This is a genomic window from Cytobacillus solani (genome assembly GCF_001420595.1).
GTDB classification, from domain to species: domain Bacteria; phylum Bacillota; class Bacilli; order Bacillales; family Cytobacillaceae; genus Cytobacillus; species Cytobacillus solani.
Map to the genome: position 1 here is coordinate 4,696,796 of NZ_LJIX01000006.1, position 16,303 is coordinate 4,713,098.

17 protein-coding genes are annotated in these 16,303 nt (G+C 41.3%); all 17 read right to left on the minus strand.

What is annotated here, in order from left to right; translation table 11 throughout:
- Positions 1–100: 100 nt before the first annotated feature.
- Positions 101–730, minus strand: coding sequence for a uracil phosphoribosyltransferase (gene upp / locus AN957_RS25105; RefSeq protein ID WP_053478543.1), 630 nt, complete (start codon positions 728–730; stop codon positions 101–103).
- 350 nt (positions 731–1,080) lie between these two features.
- Positions 1,081–2,322, minus strand: a complete 1,242-nt coding sequence (locus tag AN957_RS25110; protein ID WP_056686786.1) for a serine hydroxymethyltransferase — start codon at positions 2,320–2,322, stop codon at positions 1,081–1,083.
- Between the two features lie 170 nt (positions 2,323–2,492).
- Positions 2,493–3,068 (minus strand): TIGR01440 family protein, encoded by a 576-nt coding sequence (locus AN957_RS25115; RefSeq protein WP_056686789.1) that lies wholly within the window; start codon positions 3,066–3,068, stop codon positions 2,493–2,495.
- 31 nt (positions 3,069–3,099) lie between these two features.
- On the minus strand, positions 3,100–3,540 hold the full coding sequence (gene rpiB / locus AN957_RS25120; protein ID WP_053478540.1) for a ribose 5-phosphate isomerase B: 441 nt from the start codon (positions 3,538–3,540) through the stop codon (positions 3,100–3,102).
- A gap of 151 nt (positions 3,541–3,691) precedes the next feature.
- Entirely contained in the window at positions 3,692–4,987 is a 1,296-nt protein-coding gene (locus AN957_RS25125; protein ID WP_056686792.1) for a methyl-accepting chemotaxis protein, read from the minus strand.
- A gap of 14 nt (positions 4,988–5,001) precedes the next feature.
- The gene (locus tag AN957_RS25130; RefSeq protein ID WP_056686794.1) at positions 5,002–5,454 is read right to left on the minus strand and encodes a low molecular weight protein arginine phosphatase; all 453 of its coding nucleotides are present in this window, start codon (positions 5,452–5,454) and stop codon (positions 5,002–5,004) included.
- A gap of 231 nt (positions 5,455–5,685) precedes the next feature.
- On the minus strand, positions 5,686–6,237 hold the full coding sequence (locus AN957_RS25135) for a manganese efflux pump MntP (RefSeq protein WP_056686797.1): 552 nt from the start codon (positions 6,235–6,237) through the stop codon (positions 5,686–5,688).
- Between the two features lie 174 nt (positions 6,238–6,411).
- On the minus strand, positions 6,412–7,455 hold the full coding sequence (locus AN957_RS25140) for an L-threonylcarbamoyladenylate synthase (protein ID WP_053478536.1): 1,044 nt from the start codon (positions 7,453–7,455) through the stop codon (positions 6,412–6,414).
- Between the two features lie 178 nt (positions 7,456–7,633).
- The gene (locus AN957_RS25145) at positions 7,634–8,077 is read right to left on the minus strand and encodes a GNAT family N-acetyltransferase (protein ID WP_056686800.1); all 444 of its coding nucleotides are present in this window, start codon (positions 8,075–8,077) and stop codon (positions 7,634–7,636) included.
- A gap of 102 nt (positions 8,078–8,179) precedes the next feature.
- Positions 8,180–8,926 carry a stage II sporulation protein R gene (gene spoIIR, locus AN957_RS25150; RefSeq protein ID WP_245637814.1) on the minus strand — a complete coding sequence of 249 codons (747 nt, stop codon included), beginning with the start codon at positions 8,924–8,926 and terminating at the stop codon, positions 8,180–8,182.
- 195 nt (positions 8,927–9,121) lie between these two features.
- The gene (prmC, locus tag AN957_RS25155) at positions 9,122–9,979 is read right to left on the minus strand and encodes a peptide chain release factor N(5)-glutamine methyltransferase (RefSeq protein WP_053478843.1); all 858 of its coding nucleotides are present in this window, start codon (positions 9,977–9,979) and stop codon (positions 9,122–9,124) included.
- A 7-nt stretch (positions 9,980–9,986) separates the two neighbouring features.
- On the minus strand, positions 9,987–11,060 hold the full coding sequence (gene prfA / locus AN957_RS25160) for a peptide chain release factor 1 (protein WP_053478534.1): 1,074 nt from the start codon (positions 11,058–11,060) through the stop codon (positions 9,987–9,989).
- Between the two features lie 327 nt (positions 11,061–11,387).
- Entirely contained in the window at positions 11,388–12,731 is a 1,344-nt protein-coding gene (locus AN957_RS25165; protein WP_053478533.1) for a serine hydroxymethyltransferase, read from the minus strand.
- A gap of 251 nt (positions 12,732–12,982) precedes the next feature.
- Positions 12,983–13,654 carry a GntR family transcriptional regulator gene (locus AN957_RS25170; RefSeq protein ID WP_053478532.1) on the minus strand — a complete coding sequence of 224 codons (672 nt, stop codon included), beginning with the start codon at positions 13,652–13,654 and terminating at the stop codon, positions 12,983–12,985.
- A 42-nt stretch (positions 13,655–13,696) separates the two neighbouring features.
- Positions 13,697–14,674, minus strand: coding sequence for a DMT family transporter (locus AN957_RS25175; RefSeq protein ID WP_053478531.1), 978 nt, complete (start codon positions 14,672–14,674; stop codon positions 13,697–13,699).
- A 240-nt stretch (positions 14,675–14,914) separates the two neighbouring features.
- The gene (locus AN957_RS25180) at positions 14,915–15,535 is read right to left on the minus strand and encodes a thymidine kinase (protein WP_053478530.1); all 621 of its coding nucleotides are present in this window, start codon (positions 15,533–15,535) and stop codon (positions 14,915–14,917) included.
- Between the two features lie 456 nt (positions 15,536–15,991).
- A complete protein-coding gene (rpmE, locus tag AN957_RS25185; protein ID WP_053478529.1) occupies positions 15,992–16,198 on the minus strand; it encodes a 50S ribosomal protein L31 in 207 nt (68 codons plus the stop codon).
- Between the last annotated feature and the right edge of the window lie 105 nt (positions 16,199–16,303).

Consider the following 16,303-nt stretch of genomic DNA (forward strand, 5'->3'; position numbering starts at 1 on the left):
CATTTAACGAGGGAATATGTGAAGATGTAAAAATAAAGAAAGGCTAACCCAAAATCAGGTCAGCCTTCTTTTATTAAAGTGATACAGATATCACCTAGAATTATTTTGTCCCGAATAAACGATCGCCAGCATCACCAAGTCCTGGCACGATATAGCCATGATCATTCAGCTTTTCATCAAGCGCAGCAATGTAAATATCTACATCCGGGTGTGCCTCTTGCAGTGCTTTCACTCCTTCTGGAGCAGCAACTAGGCACATGAATTTAATATGTTTGCCTCCGCGCTTTTTCAAAGAATTGATTGCTTCCACTGCAGAACCGCCTGTTGCAAGCATTGGGTCAACAACGATGAAATCTCTTTCTTCCACATCACTTGGAAGCTTTACATAATATTCGATTGGCTTCAATGTCTCAGGATCACGATAAAGTCCGATATGGCCAACCTTTGCTGCTGGAATCAACTTTAATATCCCATCGACCATTCCAATTCCCGCACGGAGGATTGGAATAATCCCCATTTTTTTCCCAGCCAGAATTTTTGACTTTGTACGGCTTACTGGTGTATCAATTTCAGTTTCCTCAAGCGGCATATCTCTTGTAATTTCGAATGCCATTAATGTAGCAACCTCATCAACAAGCTCGCGGAATTCCTTCGTTCCTGTTGCTTTATCACGAATATATGTAAGTTTATGCTGAATAAGTGGGTGATCAAATACGTATACCTTTGCCATGAACATTCTCTCCTTTTCAATATGTAAAATGGTTCGTTCTAACACTTCGTCTAATTTTACAGAAAAAAAATAATCAGGGCAACTATCAGTGTAAAAAGTTTGAGATTCGTTAAAAGTTTTTTGGTTCGTTTACTTTTATCGTGTATCATCAGGCAAATCATCATTTGGATTCACCTTATCTAGCAGTCTCTGTCATTTATCTACCAACTTTCATGTTTTGTCTAGCATTTCAATCATTTTATCAAGCAGCTTTTTTGTTTTATCGAGCATTTGACCTTTGCTCTGCTTTATCTACTAAAATTTTTCAATAAAAAAAACTGCCCTTCTTTTCGAAGAGCAGCTTGTAAAGACTATCTTTCAGGATATAAAGTAAAGTTGCTTGTTAATGCTTCGACACGCTTGGTTGCCTCTTCAAGCTTGCCTTCATCTTCATGATTTTTCAATGTAAAGGCAATGATAGAAGCGATTTCTTCCATTTCCTTTGCACCGAAGCCGCGAGATGTAACCGCAGCTGTCCCGATACGAATGCCGCTAGTTACAAATGGACTTTCCGGATCGAAAGGAATTGTATTTTTATTTACTGTGATGCCCACTTCATCTAGCACTTTTTCAGCAACTTTTCCAGTTAAGCCAAGTGAACGAAGATCAACGAGCAATAAATGATTATCAGTACCACCAGAAACAAGGTCAATTCCTTCCTTCTGAAGACCTTCTGCCAGATGCTTCGCATTGGCAATTATTTCTCCTGCATAACCTTTGAAATCATCCTGAAGCGCTTCACCAAATGCAACCGCTTTTGCAGCAATGACATGCATTAATGGACCGCCTTGGATCCCAGGGAAAATCGACTTGTCAATTTTCTTCGCGTATTCTTCTTTACAAAGAATCATTCCGCCTCGTGGACCACGAAGTGTTTTATGTGTGGTTGTAGTTACGAAATCTGCATAAGGAACTGGATTCTGATGAAGACCAGCTGCAACTAGACCTGCGATATGAGCCATATCGACCATTAAATACGCACCGACTTCATCGGCAATCTCACGGAAACGTTTGAAGTCAATTGCACGCGGGTATGCGCTTGCTCCAGCAACAATCAATTTCGGTTGATGCTCACGGGCCTTTTCAAGAACCACATCGTAATCAATCAAATGTGTCTTTTCATCGACACCATACTCAACAAAGTTATATTGAATGCCACTAAAGTTAACAGGGCTTCCATGTGTTAAATGACCGCCATGGGAAAGATTCATACCAAGGACCGTATCGCCTTGTTCTAAAATTGTAAAGTAAACAGCCATATTCGCTTGTGCACCTGAATGAGGCTGTACATTTACATGTTCAGCACCAAAAATTTGCTTCGCACGATCACGAGCCAGGTTCTCTACGACATCCACGTGTTCACATCCGCCGTAATAGCGTCTGCCTGGATAGCCTTCAGCATATTTATTCGTCAGCACAGATCCTTGTGCTTCCATTACCGCTTCACTGACAAAGTTTTCAGAAGCAATTAATTCAATCTTCGTTCTTTGACGTCCTAACTCATCTTGAATCGATTGAAAAACTTGTTCATCCTGTTGTGCTAAATGCTTCATTATAGAATCCTCCCTTTTCGACTAAACTCTTTTCAATAGATATGTAACGTCCTATTTTGAAAATTCTATTATATCTTATCATGTTTTTGTAATGAAAAGAAGAATAGAAACAATCGTAAGCGGTTTTCTCATCCAAAAGGAAAAGCCATTGCGTTTTGCAAAGGCTTTTACTATCTGCATGACTCATTTGCTTGGCTTCTTTCATACACAGCGCGAGCACCGCCAATAAGTTTGGGCCTTGTTTTTGCCAATGTCACATGTGCTTCCCCCATACATTTCTGTGAGGTTCTTATCGGGACAGCGACATGCTTTAAGTGCATACCGATAAATGTATCCCCGATATCCACTCCTGCATCAGCAGCGATATGTTCAACCATAACGGGGTCCTTAAAGTGTTCAAACGCATAAGTGGCCATTGCACCGCCCGCTTTTCTTACAGGGATAACACTTACTTCGGAGAGCTTTCTTTCTTCCGCAGTTTTTCGTTCAACAACTAACGCCCTGTTTAGATGTTCACAGCATTGGAAGGCAAGAGCAACACCTGTTTGCTCCTGATATTTTTTCAGCTGGGTAAAAATCATTTCTGCCACTTGCTCCGTACCTGCTGTGCCAATTTTCTTTCCAGCCACTTCACTCGTACTGCAGCCAACAACAAAAAGATGCTTGTCTGTCAGCTGAACTTGATCCGCAAATTCACGGAGAATCGTGCGCAGCTGTTCTTCCCATGTTTGAATGGATTCCGTCATAAAGGCTCACCCTTTCTCGGAAGCTTTGTTTCTATTTGTTTTCGTATTCTTTAATTTTTCCAACACGATTTTCATGGCGTCCGCCTTCATAATCCGTTGTCAGCCAAACCTTCGCGATTTCCCTCGCCAGTCCTGGTCCAATGACACGTTCGCCCATAGCAAGCATATTGCTGTCATTATGCTCACGTGTTGCTTTTGCACTGAAAAGATCATGAACGAGCGCACAGCGAATGCCTTTTACCTTGTTAGCCGCAATGCTCATGCCGATGCCTGTTCCGCAAATCAAAATGCCTTTATCAAATTCTCCGTTTGCCACCTTCTCCGCAACAGGAAGGGCATAATCAGGGTAATCTACAGACGTTTCGCATTCACAGCCAAAGTCTTCAAATTCAATACCCATTTCTTTCATTAAATCTTTTATTTCCTCGCGAATATTTACTCCGCCATGGTCTGATGCAATCGCTACTTTCATCTTTAATCCTCCTAAAATAAACCTAACTTTTATAACCTGCTCTTATTTTGGCACAAAAAGCAAATATTATAAAGAGGGATTGACTTGTAAAGGCTGACCGAAAATTTAAGTTATAAAGAAAAAAGCCTTCATGAACGAAGGCTGCTTTCAATTAAATCTGAAATCTCGTGATGGTATTTTTCAATTTTTCCGCTTGGCCTTTGAGCTCATTTGCTAGACATTCTACATTGGCCATTACTTTTGTCTGCTGTTCGGTTGCTGTTGCCACCTCTTGGGCACCTGCAGATGTTTCTTCGGCAATGGCTGCTACTTCCTGTGATTGTGTGGAAGTATGCTGAATGCTTTCCATTTGACGATCTACTAAGATCGTTATCGTTGAAACAGATTCAGCCATTTCATTCACGGTTTTTGTCATTTCTTCAATGACTTTATTTGTTTCCGTACCTTTTTTCGCTTCATTGTTTGCCGTTTCGACCTGCTCTGAAATTTGGCGCACGACATTCTGGACTTCTCCCTGAATATTTTTAATTAATTCCGAAATGCCTTGTACAGCCGTGGCACTTTCATCTGCAAGCTTGCGGACTTCTTCGGCAACAACGGCAAAGCCTTTTCCGTGTTCACCCGCACGTGCTGCTTCAATTGAAGCATTTAAAGCGAGCAAGTTCGTTTGCGCTGCTATATCACCAACAAGCTGGATGATTTGTTCAACCTTTGCTGCATTTTCTTCTAAGCGTTGGACTGTTTGAAGAGATTGCTGGTTTTCCTTGGCCAGATTTTCAATTCCTGAAATAAGGTCATGAATGATCTTCTTAGAATTATAAAGATCCTGAACCATTTCTGTGGAAACTAATTCAGATGCTTTAGCCTTTTCTTGCACCTCTTCGGCAATTCGAATGACATCTTCAACCGATTCGGCTGTTGATTGAATCGAAATGGCTGAGTTGTCAGCTCCAATAGATATTTCGTTGATTGTTCGCGAAATCGAATCGACTTGATCTGCTGCAAAGGAAGATTCCTTTGAAATAGCAATGACTTTATCATTTGTTTCACGGAAATTCTCATCGATTTGATGAACCATTTCCCTCAAGTTTGAAAGCATATCATTGAAGGCCTTTCCAAGCGAACGAATTTCATCGTCTGATTTTGCTAGTTCTACATCTTCTTGAATATTGCCTTGAGCTGCTTTTAAAGCCATTTTTTCTAACTTTTGTAAAGGCTTCACAATAAAGCCGGCTGCGAAAAAGGCTAAGATCCCTGACCAAATAATTCCAAGGCTAAGCGTGATGATCGTAAACCAAACTTCCCCAAATGGAAGGGATTCCTGGATCAGCGGGTATAAAAAGTAAATAAAGAAAGCACTTGTTGTATAAGTAATAATTGCCAATGTAGTAATAAACAGTACAAGTTTCTTTCTCAAACCAAATTTATATTTATGTTTCTCCTCCATTATTGTCCCCCTACTTACCTGTTTTCTGTTTGTAGCCGTTGAATTATTTTTATCATCATGTCATTCATTTCATTATAAGTGTGTCTGTATTGTTCAATTGGCCCGCCAAAAGGATCAGCAATATCACTCTTGCTATTTCCAATTGCAAATTCCTTTAAGGTAAAGATTTTCCCTGCAGCATCTGGAAACATACTGATCACTGCCGCTTTATGGCTTGCTGTCATCGTGATAATGTAGCTCGTCCAACTCACTAGCTCATCATTTAGCATCGACGCCTGATGGGAATCAAACACAATTCCATGCTCCGCTAGGACTTTTCTTGTATTTTCCGATGCTGCACTCCCATCCATTGCATACACACCAGCGGATTTCACTTCAATTCCTGGGAGATTCTTGCTTTTCAAAATGGCCTCAGCCATCGGGCTCCGACACGTATTTCCTGTACAAACAAATAAAACGCGAGTCATAGGTGTGCCTCCTTTCCACCATTATAAGTCAAAACTCCCAGATTCAATAGTGTTCTTCGACAAAAATTTTATTAGTCCATTACAAAAAAAGAAAGGGAGCCGTTTTCCCCTTCTTAACAAAGAATATTCGACAAAAACAAGCTGACTACGTGTTTCTGGACTGTCCATCTCACACACAAACATCTGCGCAATTTGTCCACGAGCATTGCCAAGCACCACTCGTCACACTTGTTAACCTATAAGCAGTTTAATTCCAAAAGCGAGGAGGATGCTGCCGCCAAGGGCTTCACTGTATGATCCCAACCACCCTTGTACCTTTCTGCCAATGAGTAAGCCAAGCCATGTAAGAATGGTTGCTGTAATGCCGAAGCACGCGAGTACTAGGACTGTTTGTGCCCCATAAATACCTAGAGTTAACCCAACGGAAAAGCTGTCTAGGCTAACAGTAAAGCCAAATAGAATTAAACCCCAGCCCACTGGAGTGATCATACTAGTATCTTCTTTTTTAAATCCTGACCAGATCATTTGAATTCCTAATAGAAGAAGCAAGCCCCCACCTACATAGGTAGCAAACTCTCCAAATTTATTGGATAAAAACTTGCCGGCTATCATCCCTAAGAGAGGCATCCAAATATGGAAAAAACCTATGATCATACCGATTTTGAAAATTTGCCTAAGGCGAAGCTTAAACATCCCCATCCCTAGACCGACTGAAAAGGCATCCATTGCTAAGGCAAATGCCATTAAGGTCAGTGTGAATATTACACCAAACATTTCTCCCATTCTTCCTCCCCCTTGGACTTGCTAATTCAGCATATGCACGTCCAAAGGATTTTAGAAGAATAAACACCGTTAAATGAAAAGCCGTTCAAGGCAGAAATCAACAAAGATATTAACAATATCAGATTAGATCATTTCCAGGTGTATGAAAAGAACCGCTCCTTCAATAGGAACGGCTCAGCTATTTATCACACGGTGACCAGCCGCCTTCATTAGGCGGTTCATAATCGCATGCCCCACACCCTCCTGTGGAAACATTTCACTAAAAAGCACATCGGCATTTGTATTATTAAATTTCCTTAACACATCATATAGAGAACTTGCGACCGAATTCAAGTCAGCCCGTTTTCCACAGGCAATCACATAATCGGCCCTGTAAAAACCCAGATTCTCCTCAGTTGTTAAAATACCCACAGATAAACCTTCAGCTTTCTTTTTATCCACAAGCTCCTGGATATACTCCCTTGTCCCATTCACAAGAGTAAGCGGCGCATCTGGTGCATAATGGCGATATTTCATTCCCGGAGATTTCGGAGCCTCACCTTTATCCACAAGTGCTGGATCAACGCTTACCTCACCAATCACCGCTTCAAGCTGCTCCTTCGTTACACCGCCAGGTCTTAAGATAACAGGAATGAATTCTGTGCAATCAACTACAGTCGATTCAACTCCTACTCCGGTTGGTCCACCGTCAACTAGCCCAGCGATCTTTCCGTTCAAATCCTCCCATACATGCTCAGCTGTTGTTGGACTTGGCCTTCCAGACCGATTGGCACTAGGAGCTGCAACAGGAAGCCCTGCTGCACTTATAATCGCTAACGCCACTGGATGATCTGGCATTCGGACCGCAACTGTGGATAAGCCAGCTGTTGCTTTATCTGAAAGTGATCCCGCTTTCTTTTTAAAAATCAGGGTTAATGGACCTGGCCAAAACTGCTTCATTAATTGTGCAGCTTTCTCAGGTATTTTTTCAACAAAAGCATTCAGCTGCTCTTCTTTAGCAATGTGGATAATAAGCGGATTATCACTCGGTCTCCCTTTTGCAGCGAAAATTTTTGCGACTGCCTCATCATTTTCTGCATTTCCACCTAAACCGTACACTGTTTCAGTTGGAAAGGCGACCACTTCATTGTTTATTAAAAGATCGGCAGCCTGTGAGATTTGTGGATAACTATCTTGATCATCCACATATTTATCCACCGACCATCGTTTTGTATTCATTCAGCTCCACCTTCATTAATCACGAAAATTAGAAGGGGTTATTCCTTTATTTCCCGTGATTTTTTCTGTTGTTTACTTTTGAAAGTATAAAAGAAGATAGAGGATAACTCAAGTATTATCCACAAATTGTGGATAGATTGAGCGTTTTTGTGAATAACTTTGGAAAGATACCCACAATTTAGATGGATAATTTCAAAAAGAAGGAGTTGTCCACAGTTAAAATATGTTTTACATGTTCAGACTGAAAAAGCTCCTCAGGTAAGTTTTCTATTATTTCCTCGGTAAATCCAATCAAGCGGAAAATTTCGATTGAGCTCTTTTTATTGGAGGCTAAATAGAGTGTATTTAACTGTCTATCTCTTGCTAAAATGAAGATTTGCTCAAAAAGAAGAAATAAATCTTTTTCCGTGCAATCCGGCCGCATCGCAAGCGAACGAAGCAGACCCACTTTTCCGAGCGGTTCAATCCCTAGTGTGGCTTTCATTTCCCCTATTTGATTCTCCATTAGTAAAAAATAGTCAATTGATGCTTGCACACCATCCTTGCTTAATCCTGCCTCTTCTAAAAATATTTCCAATCTCGCAATATCCTCTGTTTGTGCGCAGCGAATGATAGTCTCCATTTCGACCCACCCCATTTTTCATATTCTATTTCTATGAATATGGAAAAATAGAGAAAGTAGAACTGCTTTAAAAGAAAAAAAGCCTTGCACTTGCCAAGGCTTTCAGCTAAATAGATTGTCCCAAAGCTCTTTTATGAAAAACTTCACTTCTACTGGCTGTTCGTCTTCTTCTGCATATACAGGAGGTTCTTCCTCTTCTATTTCATCTTTTACTAGGTCTGGTTCAGGCTCTTCCTTTTCCTCTTCTGTTATTTCTACTGTTTCTGTTTCTATCTTATTCGCTGCCTTTACCTCTGTTTCAGCGCTGACCTTTTCTGCTTCTTCTCCTTCAAAGCCATCGCTTACAGCGACACCGTTTGAAAAGTCCAGAAAGCATAACGGCGGAAATAATACACACCACCAGTTGGCTCCATTTCCTTCTCCAAGAGTGATTAAGATGGCTTCATACTCCCCGGCTGGATAAAGGAATTGTCCATAAAGTTTTGTAGGAAAGTCTACCTTTCCAAATTCAGCTTTCACAGACTGAGATGATTGTTCCTTTTCTACTACACTTTCTGCTATTTTCTGAATCTCAGGCAGACGTGAGCGAATTAAATTACGTGCCTCTTCAATTGACGTTAATTCCGCTACCCACTTTGTAATTTCTGCATTGACTGCATCCCTGACAAGCCTTTTAATTGCCTGATCAGATTCACTATCACTATTTGCTAGAATCCGCAGCCTAATGGCCTCATTCGGTATGACAAGCGGCTCATCCGCCACCACCTCGTTTTTCGGTATATATAAACTTGCTATCGTTCCTAAGCATAGAATAATAATATATAAATTCACGATCATTTTTGTTTTCAATTCTGACACCGCCCCTTCACTAACCCAGTGTGGACAAAATGACAGAATCTTAAACTATTAAAATTTAAAAAAGTCCCTGGCACCGCAGAAGAGCAAATCCAGTATATTCGCTCTTCCACAGAGGGCACTTTTTTATTTTAAGTCCATTCGGTCTCATGTACGGGACAAACTACAGTTTTCGTCCACGAGCAGTGCCTAACACCGGATAGCAGCGAAGACAATTCGGTCTTTTCCGTTTATGTCGTGAACAATTTCTATATCTGCCTGTGGAAAAGCTTGCTCAAGTAATTCGGCAACTGCCCTGCTTTGCCCCGCCCCGACTTCAAAACCGACTAGCGCCTCATTTTTTAATACTTCAGGCAGTGATTCGATTAACCTTTTGTATATATCAAGGCCATCTGTACCAGCAAACAATGCGCGATGGGGTTCATGCTCCCAGACGACCTCTGACATCCACTCCATATCACGGATTGGAATATACGGAGGATTCGAGATCACAACATCGAACTTTTTTCCACTGGTCATTAACGGCTCTAGGAGATCCCCTTCAACAAATTGAATGTCCGCTCCAAGCGCTTTTGCATTTTCTGCTGCTAAAGCTAGTGTTGGTTCATAAATATCAGTCGCTGTCACTTGTAAATCTGTTTTTTCAAGCTTCAGCGTAATGGCAATCGCACCGCTGCCTGTTCCAATATCGGCTATTTCAAGTGCCTTCCGCTCGCCAAATAGTCTATCCATCCGCTTTAGTGCGCCAAAAACCAACTCTTCCGTTTCCGGCCGTGGAATTAGAACATCCTCGTTGACCTGAAAGCTGCGGCCATAAAATTCTTCATAGCCAATAATATATTGAATTGGCTTCCCCTCCGCATGGAGAAAAACACCCTTCTTAAAATCCTCAAAAACATTCGCATCCAGTTCATCACGCAGACTCGCCAAGAAGCTTGCTCGGTTCATCCCCATATAGTGCTGTAGCAATAATTCTCCCGCATTTTCATCCCGACTTTTTTCTTTTAAAAAAGAAGAAGCCCAATGGAGGGCTTCATACACTTTCATTGCTTCATTACTCATTAGAAGCACTTTCAAGCTTCGCAGATTGTTCTTCAAGAATTAATGCATCGATCACTTCATCTAGCTTTCCTGAAAGAATTTGGTCTAGCTTTTGAATCGTTAAGCCAATGCGGTGATCGGTTACACGGTTTTGCGGGAAGTTATACGTACGGATCCGTTCAGAACGGTCCCCTGTACCAACAGCTGATTTACGAACTTGGTCATATTCTGCCTGTGCTTCCTGCTGGAATTTATCGTATACACGGGCACGCAATACTTTCATTGCCTTTTCTTTATTCTTAATTTGTGATTTTTCATCCTGACATGAAACAACCGTTCCTGTCGGCAAGTGAGTCAGACGGACAGCTGACATGGTTGTATTTACACTTTGTCCTCCTGGTCCGCTAGAAGCAAATGTATCAACACGGATGTCCTTGTCATGAATTTCAATTTCCACTTCTTCCGCTTCAGGAAGAACAGCAACAGTCGCTGTTGACGTATGAATACGGCCACCTGACTCGGTTTCTGGGACACGCTGTACTCGGTGCGCACCATTTTCAAATTTTAATTTTGAATAAGCGCCATTTCCGTTAATCATGAAAATGATCTCTTTATATCCGCCAACACCTGTCGTGTTCGCATCAATTACTTCTGTTTTCCAGCCTTGCATCTCTGCAAAACGGCTGTACATACGGTATAAATCGCCAGCGAATAGAGCAGCTTCATCTCCGCCCGCAGCTCCACGGATTTCCATAATTACGTTTTTATCATCATTCGGGTCTTTCGGAATGAGAAGAATCTTCAGACGGGCTTCAAGATCCTCTACCTTCTCTTCAAGCTCACCCAACTCTTCCTTTACCATTTCACGCATATCTGCATCTAATTTTTCCTCAAGCATAGCTTTCGCATCTTGCTGCTGTTCGCGTACCTCTTTATATTCACGATACACCTCAACAGTCTCTTGTATATCTGATTGTTCTTTCGAATATTCACGTAATTTTTTTGGATCATTTACAATATCCGGATCACTCAAAAGCTCATTTAATCTTTCATAGCGGTCCTCCACTGATTGAAGACGATCAAACACAGCATTTCACCTCAATTTTTCCATTAATCCTCGGATGTAATTTCCGGGCAGTCTATATAAAGTAAGTTATTTTTGTTCATTTATACACAAATCCATAACATTCTAATTATAGTATAGGTGAAAGATGCAGTCAAAAACAAATTAAGAAAGGCATTGGTTACTTGTGAAAAGGTTATCGAGCAACTTTTTCATTTTATCGAGTACCTTTTCTAGTTTTACGAGCATTTTTTCAAGTTTATCTAGCAATTGACTTCATTTATCAAGCATTTCACCTTCCAGAACAGAAAAAAACCTTCCGATTACTCAGAAGGTCTCACTAAAAATGTTTTAATCAAAGCAATAATGAATCTTTTGGTATCCAGACCGCATTTCAATCACACGTTTTCGAATATCCTCGACTGTATCTCTTCCTTCTAAGACACTAACGATGTAATCAGCGATGATGTCCATTTCAGCTTCCTTCATTCCCAAACGAGTAATTTCAATTGTTCCAATCCGTAAACCACTCGGATAATCCCAGTCCTCAGGCTTGTCACTAGGAATCAAATTTTTATTCGTAATAATATTGGCTTTCGCAAGTTTGTGGGCCACCTCTAAACCGCCGCCAAAACGTTTCACATCAAGAATCACTTGATGTGTCTCTGTAAAACCTTTATGAGAACCAAGTACAGAAATGCCTCGATCATACAATGCTTTTGCTAACGCCTTTGCGTTCGCAACTATTTGTGCCATATACTCGTTGCCAAAAGCTAAAAATTCTGCAGCAGATGCCGCTAAAGCAGCTACACGGTTTACTTGATGTGTCGCAGCAAGCGCAGGGAAAATCGTATCACAAACAGGCTGTGTTAATTCTGGATCATTCCAGACAATGATTCCGCTTTGTGGACCGCTAAATGTTTTTCCGGCGGAACCAGTCATAATGCATGCACCCTCATTTAGCGGATCTTGGAACTGTCCACCGCCAATGAGTCCAAGCTGGTGGGCACCATCAAAGAAAATCTTCCCACCCCATTCACACACAATTTCAGACATTTCCTTTAGCGGAAACGGAAATAACGTCATCGAAGCACCAAGTGTTACTAACCGCGGTTTTACTTCTCTAGCAACCTTTGCAAACTCATCGATATTTACGACTAAGTCAATTGGATCCATTGGAACATCGTAAATATTCAAACCGCGAATCCCCGCCGGACCATCATACCGGTTACTGGAGTGACCGCCAAATGGCTGTGCAATGGTTAAAATAGTATCCCCCGGCTTCGTTAAGGCTGCATACACGGTCATATTCCCAATCATACTTGCAACTAAGCGATGATCCGCATACTTGCTTTTAAATACTTTTTTCAGAAGCTCCACACAGAGAGATTCAATTTCATCAATGTATTTCGTACCGGAAAACCATCTTTGTGTCGGTCCAATATGCCCTTCGGCAGCCCGTGTGCCTACCTCAGATGCAAGCAATTGCCGAACCGTCGGACTCGTTGGTGCTTCCGGAGCCAATAAATTGAGACATTCCTCACCTCTCCAAATCGCATTTCGATCGACAGCATTGATGATCTCTTTCTGAATTAAACGAGGGGAAGAGCTTTTTTCAATTAGATCCTTTGCCCAGTCTAACACCTTGGAATCATGAATTTCATAGTTTTCAGCCGCTTTCGTCACAGAACTCATTCTACATTCCTCCTCAATCATGTTCTTTAAAAAATATCCATTGAAAAAAGTGTTTTTCTATCACTGAACCTGTAAAGAACCTATGATTCTATCAAGTTGGGAGGATGATCTATGAATGAAAGGATCTAGAAATAGGCTCTTTCTTAAAACCAATATATCGCATTTTGGATTAATGGTCAATATACTAATCAGATTATTCTGTATTTAAGTAAGCTGAATAAAAAAGAGCATAACCTTCGTTACACTCTCCACTACTCATTATTTTTTTTGTGTTCAGCATCACCAACAAGAATTCTTCCTAAACTTAGCCAGTTTTCCTCCACTAAAGAGCTAGCCAGGATGTAATCCTTCTTTTGGCATGCGAGTATAATTGCTTTATGCTCCTCAAGTGATTGTTCTGCATCAACTGAGCTGAATTTTGAAAACTCCAGCCTCCTCACCTTTGAAATGATTCGATCCAACGCCCGTTCAATTTCATCATTTCTTGAAGCCTTTAGCAAAACAGCATGAAATTGATCATCTGCTTCCACTGCTTGAATCACATCTTTTTTCTCTAATGCTTTACGCAATTCCATGTTGCTTTCTTCCATTAATTGAATGTCTTCATCAGAAATGATGGGAACTGCAAGCCGTGCCGCTAAACTTTGCAAAGCAGCCACAACAGTGAATGCGTTTTTCGCCTCCTCTAAATGAATTTCTGTAATCCGCGTTTGAGAACCTGGCAGCGACTCAACAAGCCCTTCATCTTCGAGTCTTTTAAGCGCCTCTCTAACAGGGGTTCGGCTGACGCCAAATTCAGCTGCTAAATCCTTATCTTTAATGCGCTGACCCGGTTCCAGCTCCAAAGTAATAATCGCTTTTTTTAATGAATCATACACTTGATCTCTTAATGCTGGTCGTTCAATCGTTTTTATTGTTTTCATGAAACCAATATATCAATCAGTGCTATATAAAGTCAATTCCAATTAAACTGACTTATATTTTACGATTGATAGCTTAATCGGAATCTCTCTTTGTGAAACATAGCTATGCGAAACCATGCCAATAATGACAAGAAGCATTCCAATCCATGACAAATAGGAAGGCAGCGGTGCAGATAATATCAGCCATTCACCGGATACAGCAAACAATACTTCAAATGATTGGGTTGCTTCAACTGCAGCCAATTTAGGCATATTCCCCTTCACCAAGTCAGTTGCTTTGAAAAAGAGAACAGTTGCCATCACACCTGAACAAACTGCGACCAGTAGCGATTGAATCGTTTGTCCCATGCTAGGCAGACCGACCGTTGCAGCGCCATAAACAGAAAGAAGAAGCCAGAAGGGCAAACTTGCTAACGTCATCCCTAAAACGCGCTGATAGGCATCCAATCGATTTTGACATACCTCCATCATTTTCCGATTCCCAAGCGGATAAGCAAAGGAAGCAATGATTACCGGCAGGACACCCCAAATAATTGCTTTTGCCGATAAATGACCCGCATGCTCTATTTGCATGACTCCTACACCTATTAAGATGAGGATAGACATCATCAAGCCAACAATCGGTATTTTGCTTCGAATCCTCAGTGGACCACTTTCCGTTTGCCTTGTCTCGAAAAATAAAGGAGAAAGCAAAGCCCCCGAAACAATGGTTATTTGCCATGTCCCTGCAACAAGCCAGCCAGGCCCATAAGCAGCTGCAAAACTTAATGGCGCATAGAATAAACCAAAGCCAATAATGCTCCACAAAAACCAAATGCCCGGATTTCTTTTCATCTCAAGCAAAAGTGGCTTCAAATTTCTTCGCCACATAACAAGAATAAGAAGAAAGGGGACCATAAATAAATAGCGAAGCGAAGCACTCCAAATCCAGCTGCCTCCCGATAGCTCCATTGACCGATTCAAAATAAAAGTAAAAGCAAAAAAGAAAGCAGCAAACACGCCTAAAATAATCGGACGCAATTCATTTCACCTCTAATGTTAAAAATTTATGTCAGTTTTACATATAACTAATATATCGCATTTTGGTTTTTAAGCAATATTATTTTGAAGCTGCTCGAACTAAAATATAACTGCAAATTATTTTATCAGACAAATTGTGTGGTTTATCAGGGAATTTTATCACTTTATCAGCCAAAGCTCATTTTTTGCCATAAAAAAACTGCCTGAACTCATTCAGACAGAACGTAAAATGTATTTGCATTATGAAATGGAAGTGGATGTTTCCTTCCCGTAGCTGAGACTAGGAGATTTCGGAACCTCGTGATGATGACGGCAGCGAGGCTCGTACGCCTCGGAGGCACCAACTAAAATTACGGGATCATCATAGGAAGCTGGTTTGCCATTAATCAAGCGTTGAGTGCGGCTTGCTGGCGATCCGCATACCGCACAAACAGCCTGCAGCTTCGTAACCAATTCAGCAATAGCCATCAATGCTGGCATCTGGCCAAATGGCTCTCCGCGGAAATCCTGATCAAGACCGGCTGCAATCACTCGATGACCGCTATTAGCTAAGTGCTGAATCACCTTCACAACCTCTGAATCAAAAAACTGGACTTCATCAATAGCAATCACATCTACTTCGGAATTAATATGTTGAAAAATATCGGTTGAGTGGGAAATGGGGATTGCTGTAAAAGCAGTCCCATTATGGGAAACGACTTCTTCGTCACTGTAGCGATTGTCTATTTGCGGTTTAAATACTACAATTTTTTGTTTAGCAAATTGAGCTCTGCGCACACGGCGGATTAGTTCTTCCGATTTACCAGAGAACATGCTCCCACAAATGACTTCTACCCACCCATGATGCTTCATCACATACATGAACGGCCTCTCCTCCTTACAATGTTGCATTATATATTATCTCTAAGTATCCTAAAATGACACTGTCAAAAGACATTATTATGAGATAGGAAAGTATAACTTTGGAGTTAGAGAATTGTCTAGCTACGGCGGCTAGGGGCTCGAGGTCATAAGCCAACTCGTCAAGAAGGCTAAAGAGCAGCCTTCCTGCCGATTCGTCTTATGCTTGTCGCCCCTGAGCAAGCCGCCTCCGCATTTCGGATTGTCTAGCTCCAGCGCCTATCGCCTATCAAACTTCAGGTCCCCTCCGCAACGATTGCGTCAACATCGGTTCGCTTACGCTTACCGTGTTTCCTTTATCTCAGTCGGAGCCCTTCTGCGTTTGTACGGCGATGATCAAAGCGCTTGTGCTTTTCTAAAGTATGAAAGGGCAATAAAAAACAGGCAAGAAAGAAAACTTGCCTGTTTTGGTTGTTATTATTGTTGCTTAATGCCGTATTTTTTATTGAAACGATCAACACGTCCGCCAGCTTCAGCGAATTTTTGACGTCCTGTATAGAATGGATGGCATTCAGAACAAGTTTCAACACGGATCTCTTTTTGAACAGAACCTGTTTCGAACTCGTTACCGCAAGCACATTTCACCATTGCTTTATTGTAATTTGGATGAATTCCTGCTTTCATTCTTTTCATCTCCTTCCGCCCTGAATCATACTGAAACAGAGTATATAGTACGGGCAATCATGTCGATGCCGTATAACCTAAAAACACACTGGAATTATTATAACA